Source organism: Mycobacterium sp., from assembly GCF_035570115.1.
Lineage (GTDB): Bacteria > Actinomycetota > Actinomycetes > Mycobacteriales > Mycobacteriaceae > Mycobacterium.
This window is the reverse complement of record NZ_DATMLH010000257.1, coordinates 1-8,252: the sequence shown is the minus strand read 5'-3', so window position 1 is coordinate 8,252 and position 8,252 is coordinate 1. Positions and strand designations below refer to the sequence as shown.

The following is an 8,252-nucleotide window of genomic DNA, read 5'->3' as shown; positions in this document are numbered from 1 at the left end:
GTCATCGAGCTAGAACCTGGGTCGGGCAGTTCTCACTTCCCGATGTCCTCCAGGTTCACTCCCGCGGTCTCGATCCGGAACAGGTAGGTCACGACCGCTCCCAACACGAAACACACGACCAGACCCCAAAGCAGCGCGGTTGTGCCGATGGTCTTGAGCAGGATGGGAAATAGGAACGCCGTCAACACCGCCCCGATCTTGGCGAAGGACGCGGCGAAGCCGGCGCCCTTACCCCGGACCTCGGTCGGGAAGACCTCGCCGGCAAGCAGATAGGTCATGGCGTTCGGACCGAAGTTGACCATGAAGTAGAACAGCGTGAATCCGAGAAAGAGCAACCACATGACGTTAGTGCCGTCCGGGCGGATGGACAGCCCGGCCATTAGCAGACCCACCGCGGCGCCCATGAAACCCACGATCTGCAATTTGATACGCCCGACTCTGTCGACCAAGAAAATAGCGACGATGACACCCAAGACGAACAGCACGTCCATCATGGCCGAGCCCTTGGCGCCCAGAATGTCGTTATGGATGGTGTCCGCCAGCGCGTGCGACTTCGACTCCTTGCCGATGACGGCGCCCAGAATCGTCGGTGTGAAGATACCGATGCCGTAGACGCCCAGGTCCTGCAGGAACCACGGAACCGAGGCCAGGATCGTCGCGCGACGGTTTTTCTTCTTGAACAACGCCGCGTAGGACCCGTGACCTTCGGCGGCCTTGGCCTTGGCCTGATCGGCCAAGTGTCCCAGCGACACGTTCTTGGGGTACTGCGGGTTGCGCTTGAGCAGTTGGGTGGTGGCCTTCTCCCCGTCCGTGGTTCGGCCCTTCGCCACCAGCCAGTGCGGGCTCTCCGTGACGTACAAGCGCCCGACGACGACGAGGATCGCCGGCACGATCGCCGCCGCGTACATCATCCGCCATGCGTTCAAGTCCGGGTTCGCATACAGGACGCCGAAGCCCAATGCTGTGCCGAAGAACGCTCCGACGGCCTGAAACGCGAAGGCGCTCAGGACGAGCCGGCCCCGCATCGAGGTTGCGATGCTCTCCGAGATCACCATATGCGCGGTCGGGTAGTCACAGCCCAGCGCGATTCCGGCCCCGAACAGACAGATGACCAGCGTGATGAAATTGGGGGCGAACGTCAGCGCCACCAAGAACACAGCGAAGATAATCATCTCCGCGATGAACATCCGCTTGCGCCCGTACGTGTCCGCCAAGCCGCCAAGGACCGTGGCACCGACCAGGATGCCCGCCAGCGAGGCCGCGGTAACCAAGCCTTTGTCGGCTGCGTTCAGGTGGAATTGGATCGAGATCAGCGGCAGGGCCACCCCGGTCATGAACACGACCATGCCCTCGAAGAACTTGCCCGCGCAGGCCAGCGCCCAGATTCGGAACTGCATGGCGGTCATCGGCGTCGTCGGCAACATCGTGCCGTCAGGCCAGGTGGGCCGCTCGTCGATGTATTCCTGCACCGTCTTTCCGGTGACCTTCGGTGCCTGCGGTTTGTCGAGCGTGTCGGTCATCGCACCTCTCCCAGAGTCATCGCCATCGACCTCGCCTACCTGACGCTGTACGTGCGGCGGTACAGCACAGTTTCGCTGGTGTGCACAACTCACTGACCAGCGTCAACTCCGCAGACGCTAAGTCAGGTAACTGAACGGGTGCTAACGGCTGGATGAATTCGGCAAACTCTGGCGATCTCTGAACACAGCCCGCAAGAACGCTGTGAGTCCGAGACGCGTTGACGCAATTCAAAGCGATATCAGCGCCTTTGAGCAGTCCGAGATCCGTGGCCCTCCGAGACATTAGTGCCCGGACGGACGGCAAACCCACCGACCCCGACGATGGCTTCACCTGTTGTTCGCTTCCGGATTGATTCGATGTCGATATTGGTGCCGTTTAATGCGAGCTGACGTGCTAAAACCGACGCGCGGCGTTGAGGCGCGTACGAGATAGCATTTCGGCCCGATAAAGCGGGCAGCCGATGTGCGGCTGACGGTTGTTTTCGAGGAGGCAAACATGAAGCAGCGCAACGGATTTCGTGCCGCCGCTGGTCTGCTCATCGCGGGTAGTCTTGCACTCTCGGCATGCACGCAACTCGACACGCCGCCGAAGTACGCCAAGGGCGTCAAGGTCGACTGCGGGGGCAAGCAGGACCTCACGGGTAGCGGTTCGACCGCTCAAGCCAATGCGATGAACCATTTCATCACCGGCTACGAGGAAACATGTTCAGGCAAGCAGCTCACCTACACGGCCAGCGGATCCGGAGCAGGCATCCAGGACTTTGACGCCGCCAAGACCGATTTCGGCGGCTCGGACTCACCGCTGAGCGGTGACGAGTACGCCGCTTCCAAGCAGCGCTGCGGAGGGGCCGACGCGTGGAACCTGCCGGTCGTCTTCGGTCCGATTGCGATCACCTTCAACGTCAAAACGACCGACGTCCTCACGCTCGACGCACCCACGCTCGCCAAGATTTTCAGCGGCGCCATCACCCGCTGGGACGACCCGGCCATCACCGCGCTGAATAAAAGCATGCCCGCCGAGGACATCCACGTCGTCTACCGCAGCGACGCCTCCGGAACCAGTGACAACTTCCAGCAGTACATGCAAACCGCTTCCGGCGGCGCCTGGACGAAGGGCACCGGCAAAACATTCAACGGAGGCGTGGGAACCTCGGCGCAAGGCAACGAGGGCACGTCGGAGGCCGTCAAGAAGACCGAGGGAGCCATCAGCTACAACGAATGGTCGTACGCCATGAAGCAGCACCTCGATGTGGCAGGCATCCAGACTGCGGGCGGAGTCGTTCACATCGGCAACGACTGGGTTGGCAAGACCATCTCGGACGTCACGATCAAGGGCCAGGGTGATGACCTTGTGCTCGACCTCTCGAAGGTCTACGCCACCACTACGCCTGGCGCCTACCCAATCCTGCTGGCCAGCTACGAAATCGTCTGCTCCAAATACCCCGATGCCGATGTCGGTAAGGCAGTAAAGGCGTTCATGCAATCGACCGTCACCGAGGGACAGCAAGGTCTTCCCCCGCTGGGCTACATCCCCTTGCCGTCCGATTTCCAGACCAAGGTTGCCGCCGCCGTCAACAGCATCAGCTGAAACATCGGAGCACGTCGGGTCCCTGGACCTGATCGAACCCGTCAATGCGTGGCGGGGATAGCGGCGCTGCTTGCGTTTGGAGCCGTCGAATTGCCGGTTGCCCTTTTAGTGCTGGGCGGGCATCTGCTGGTTAAACAGCACCACAGCCGCTACCTGTCGGTGGTCGGGGAAATCATGGAAGATGTCTTCGCCGCAAGGCGCCCTACGCGTCAAACCGGGACGCTCACCCGCCTCGGGCCTGGATCATCGCCGAGCGGTTCACTTTCGTCGCTGCGGTGCGGGGGATCTCGTCGACGAACTCCACGGTCTTGGGAACCTTGTAGGCGGCCAGTCGAGTCTTCGCGTAGGCGATGACCTGTTGCTCGGTCAGCGGCGCCGCGGGGTCGGCGAGCTGCACCACGGCGTGCACGCGGCGCCCCCACGCGGGATCGGTGAGTCCGATGACGACGACGTCGGCGATGTCGTCGTGTTCGGCCAGCGCGCATTCCACCTCCGCGGGAAAGACATTCGCGCCCCCGGTGATGATCATGTCGCTGCGGCGGTCGGCGATGTAGAGGTATCCGTCGGCGTCCAGGTGACCGATGTCACCGGCGGTCCGAAACCCGTCAGCCGTTGACGGCAACAGCGGCGCCCCACCCAGATACCGGTACCCGGCGCTCATCGGCGAGCGTAAATACACCTCGCCGAGCTCACCGGACGCCAGCGGCCGGCCCTGCGGATCCAGGATCCGCACTTCGGTGTCGCGGAAGCCACGGCCGACGCTGCCCGGATGAGCCAGCCACTCGTCGCCACGTAATGCGGTGATCCCCAGGCCTTCGGTCATCCCGTACGCCATCACGACTTGCTCCGGGCTGAGCAGATCGAACCAGGTGTGCAGCAGCGCGTGCGGCATCACCGCGGCGCCTTGCAAGATCCACGCGATGCTGGAGAAATCCCGTTGGTGGATGTCGGGAAGGGCCGCGATGCGCGAGAGCATCGTCGGTGTGGCGGTGAAGTTGGTGATCCGATACCGTTCGATCGCGTCGACAAAGGTTGCCGCATCGAACTTTTCCAGCACTACCAGTTGGTCGCCGCCCAATAGGTAGGTGAGCGGCGAAAAACCGTTGGTGTGATACATCGGAGCGGGCACCAGGATGGTCTGCGGCTGGGCCGTGGGCGCCCAGGCAGCCAGGAACGGGAAGGACGACTCTGGCGTCCAGACCCCTTGCGCTAGAGTCAGAATGACCTTGGGTAGCCCGGTCGAGCCACTACTGCATATTCCGTTGGCGTTCGGGGACACCACCTCTGGAAGCGATTCGTCGGACTGTTCGGCAGCGTCCGACGCCAACGTGTGGCGATGCTGCGCGTCGACGACGACGGACGGGTCGATTACTGCCAGCACCCGGGATCGCTCCCACTCCGGCAGGTCCCAGCGCATCGGAACTGGAACGGCGCCGATCTTCCAGCAGCCCAGTACGGCCAGCACCAGATGCTCGGAATTGGGAATTCCAAGCGCAACAAGCGAACCGAATTTCGCGCCGTCAGCCGCCAGCGCTCGTCCCCATTGATTAGCCCGGGCGTCGAGTTGCGCGAACGTCAGCTCATGCGCGGTTCCATCTCGCGCCAGGATGACTAATGCCGGCTCCTCGCCGCGTCGTTGGGCGAGATCCTGCAGTCGGGTCCCGAACGGAACCCCGTCGTCCTGTTGGCCGGGAGCCTGCCCGGCCGCGAGTGTTCCGGTGCTCAACTGCGCCGCTCCGCCGCGATCGGGTCGCTGAACAACGTCTCCAGATGACCGCTAGCTATGTCGGGTATCAGGCGCAGCGCGAGCATCTCGCTACTGACGGGCAGCCGGATCAGCGGCTGGGTGTGCCTGTCCAGGACGCTGACATCGGACTCGTCGCAAAAGCCCAGCGCACCGAGCAACTGGTGCGCGGTGCGCAGCACCTGACGCGCGGTGTCCACGGCCTTGAGCCGGAGTACCAGCGCGTCTGCCGAACACACCTGTGCCGCTGTCGATTCCGTCCGGCTGATGGTGAACTTGGCGAGTTCGAAAAGTCCGCGCACGGCCACCGATGCGTCGGCGATGGTGAACCGGACGGCCTGAAATTCGGCCAGCGGCTTGCCGAACTGCAGTCGCGCGGTGACGTGCTGCCGGGTGATCTCCAATGCCTGTTGCAGTGCCCCCAGAATCCGCCAAGACCCCAGCGTCAGGTGCGTATCGACGTCGGCCGCCGGGACGGTGCCGCCGGGCCCAGTTAGCGTGGCCGGCACCAGGAACGGCCCCAACTTGGCGTTGGTTCGTGACGACGGTTGCACCTGGTACCGCGTGCCGTCGAGGTCGGCGGCGATCCACTCGCCGGCCAGATCGCCGTGGTCGATGCGCGGCGCCTCGGGATTGACCAGGGCGAGCCGGGCTCGGTCGATCGCCAGCAGCTCCTCGGTGAGCGGGTAGGGCAGGGCCGCCGCACCGGCAGCCTGGCAGAGCACGGCCGCTGCCAGCAGATCGTCGGCGGAGGATCTGACGTCGAGGTCGAATGCGCCGAGGTCGGCCAGCGCGGACCGCGCTTCGTCCCGAAGGTGTTCCTCGGTCTCGGCGCGCAGCGCCGCCTGCGGGCCGCCGAACCGAGCGAACCTTTTGGCGGCGACGGCAGCGAACTCGGTGATGTCTTCTGGCAGAGCGGTTTTCACGCGTGATCCCCCAAAGCTTCCCGTGCGACCAGCATCCGCTGTACTTCGATGGTTCCCGACGCGACGGTGGCGGCCTGGGCATAACGCCAGTGGTCTTCAACCGCCCCGTGTAGTCGCGCGGAGGTGCCGCTGTCCAGTGCCGACGGCCCGAGCACGTCGAACAGCAGCTCGGCGACCTGCTGGTCGCAGGTGGTCGTCGCGATGCGGGCGGCGCTGGCTGCCGCGCCCGCCGACGGGTCGTGCTGTAGCGACACCGCGCGATAGGCCAGCAGCCGGGCGACTCGCAGGTCGATCAGTGCCCGCACCCAGCGGGCCCGGATCGACTCGGGTAAGCGGTCCCAGTCATCGCCGAGGTCGGTCTGCATCCGGTCCAGCAGCGACTCGCACCGCGCGTACCGGGCGATCCCGACCCGTTCGAAGGCGAGTGCTTCGCGCATCACCCGCCATCCGTCGCCGACCTCGCCGAGGACCTCATCGGCGAACACCTCAACGCCGTCGAGGAATACCTCGTTGAGATGGTGCGGTCCCAGCATCGAGCGGATTGGCCGCACGGTGATACCGGGCCGGTCCATGGGGACCAGGAACAGGCTGAGCCGCTTGGGTTTCGGAGCGTTCGGGTCGGTGCACGCCGCCAGCACACACCAGGACGCCATCTGCGCATACGACGTCCAGACCTTTTGGCCGGTCACGCGCCAACCATCGCCATCGGGAACGGCGCGGGTGCGCAGCGACGCGAGATCGGTTCCGGCTTCCGGCTCGGAAAATCCCTGACACCAGATCACTTCTCCGCTCGCGATGGCGGACAAGTGCCGGGTCTTCTGCTCAGCGGTCCCGTAACGCATGAGCGCGGGCCCGACCCAGTTGATACCCATGTACTGCGCACCGCGGGGTTCATGGTGGGCCCACATCTCCTCGCGCAGTACGGTCTGCTGCCATATCGAACCGCCCCCGCCACCATGCTCTTTCGGCCAGGCCAAGGCCAGCAGTCCGTCGGATGCCAACAGCTTGCAGAACGACTCGGTGGTGGCGAGGTCTTTCGGGTCGTCGGTGCAGGCACCCAGGAAGCCCTCGGGGATATGCGTGGAGATCAAATCTCGCAAGCGTTTTCTGAGTTCGACGGCGTCGGCACCGAGGTCGTAATCCATCGTCATCCCTTCGGCAGTCCGAGCAGCCGCTCGGCGATGATGTTGCGTTGGATCTCGGATGTCCCGCCGTAGATGGTCGCCGCCAACGCGTCCTGACGTTCGAACAGCAGGTCTGCATCGTCGATCGAGCCAGGACCGGCGGCCGCGGCGGAGAGCTCCCAAACTCGCTGCAGCGTAATCGAGCCGAGGAGTTTCAGAATGTCGGCTTCCGGACTTGGCCGGTTCGCGAGTTCGTTGTGGAGCGCGCGGTATCCGGTTGCCCGCAGCGCTTCGGCGTCGGCGAGTAGCGAGCCGAGCTCGGTGAAGACCTCACCCGAGGCGTAGTCGTCGTGCGCCGTCTCGGCTGCCCGAACCGAATCGAGCCCACGCTGGATCTCAACCCAGTTCATGATCCAAATCATCTGCCGCTCATGGTTCAGCGACGACATCGCGACCTGCCAACCGCCATTGAGAGTCCCCAGCAGGTTGGCAGCCGGCACCTCGACATCGTCAAGAATGACTTCGCAGAACGTTTCGTCGGAGATCGATGCCATCCGGATGGGTTCGATTGTCACACCAGGGGATTCGAGATCGAGGATGAGGCAGGAGATACCACGGTGTTTGGCTGCGTCGGGATCGGTGCGGGCGTACAACGTGCACCAGCGAGAGAGGTGTGCCTGGGTGGTCCAGATCTTCCTGCCCTTGACCCGGAACATGTCGCCGTCGCGCACAGCCCGGGTGCGCAGGCCGGCGAAATCGGACCCGGCTTCGGGCTCCGACATGCCGAGCGCCCACCACTCGTCGCCGCGCAGCAGCGGGACCAGTAGACGGTCGATTTGCTCGGCGGTGCCGAACTGGCGGATCCCCGGCGCCGCAACGCCGGGGCCGGCGATGTTCGGCAGCTTGGGCGCCGATCGCATCGCGGCTTCCAGCCGGACCTCCATCGCGTCGGCCAGGCCCAACGACCGACCGCCATGCTCGCGCGGCCAGGTTGGCTGCAACCACCCCGCCTCGAACGCGGCACGCTGATAGCCACGCCGAAGCTCGAGGTCCCAGCGGTACTCGCGATAACGGTCGTAGTAGTCGTCCGGCAGGAAGTCGGTCAGCCACGCAGAGAACTCGCCCACCACGTCGGAGGTCATCATGCGGCGCCCCCCGCGAAGCGCCGACCGATTGCGTGGTAGAGGGCTCGGCTGTCTCCCAGCGTCGAGGCACCTTGCCACGCATGCCGCAGATACAAGTGCATGTCATGCTCCCAGGTCTGCGCCAATGCGCCGTGGACCTGAACCGCGGTGCGGGCGCATCCGACCGCCGCCTCCGATGCCGCCGCTTTCGCGAGCCCCGCAGCGG

At 64.5% G+C, this 8,252-nt stretch carries 7 protein-coding genes; 1 reads left to right on the top strand and 6 read right to left on the bottom strand.

Annotated elements, in window-relative coordinates; all coding sequences use genetic code 11:
- Nucleotides 1–32: 32 nt before the first annotated feature.
- Complete coding sequence (locus VNW74_RS24180; protein WP_325681531.1) at nt 33–1,520, bottom strand: MFS transporter; 1,488 nt, start codon at nt 1,518–1,520, stop codon at nt 33–35.
- A 496-nt stretch (nt 1,521–2,016) separates the two neighbouring features.
- Here VNW74_RS24180 and pstS point away from each other — a divergent pair, with 496 nt between their 5' ends.
- Nucleotides 2,017–3,108, top strand: coding sequence for a phosphate ABC transporter substrate-binding protein PstS (gene pstS, locus VNW74_RS24175; RefSeq protein WP_325681529.1), 1,092 nt, complete (start codon nt 2,017–2,019; stop codon nt 3,106–3,108).
- A gap of 223 nt (nt 3,109–3,331) precedes the next feature.
- Here pstS and VNW74_RS24170 read toward each other — a convergent pair whose 3' ends face one another.
- The 5 genes from VNW74_RS24170 to VNW74_RS24150 all read right to left on the bottom strand — a co-directional run.
- Entirely contained in the window at nt 3,332–4,834 is a 1,503-nt protein-coding gene (locus VNW74_RS24170) for a class I adenylate-forming enzyme family protein (RefSeq protein ID WP_325681527.1), read from the bottom strand.
- The gene (locus tag VNW74_RS24165; RefSeq protein WP_325681525.1) at nt 4,831–5,778 is read right to left on the bottom strand and encodes an acyl-CoA dehydrogenase family protein; all 948 of its coding nucleotides are present in this window, start codon (nt 5,776–5,778) and stop codon (nt 4,831–4,833) included. Before VNW74_RS24165 ends, VNW74_RS24170 begins: the two co-directional genes overlap by 4 nt.
- Entirely contained in the window at nt 5,775–6,923 is a 1,149-nt protein-coding gene (locus tag VNW74_RS24160; protein ID WP_325681523.1) for an acyl-CoA dehydrogenase family protein, read from the bottom strand. The genes VNW74_RS24165 and VNW74_RS24160 overlap by 4 nt, the downstream gene beginning before the upstream one ends.
- A gap of 2 nt (nt 6,924–6,925) precedes the next feature.
- Nucleotides 6,926–8,044: an acyl-CoA dehydrogenase family protein gene (locus VNW74_RS24155; protein ID WP_325681533.1), complete on the bottom strand. Its 1,119-nt coding sequence runs from the start codon at nt 8,042–8,044 to the stop codon at nt 6,926–6,928.
- On the bottom strand, nt 8,044–8,252 hold a 209-nt coding region (locus VNW74_RS24150; RefSeq protein WP_325681521.1), incomplete at its 5' end, for an acyl-CoA dehydrogenase family protein. The genes VNW74_RS24155 and VNW74_RS24150, both read right to left, overlap by 1 nt.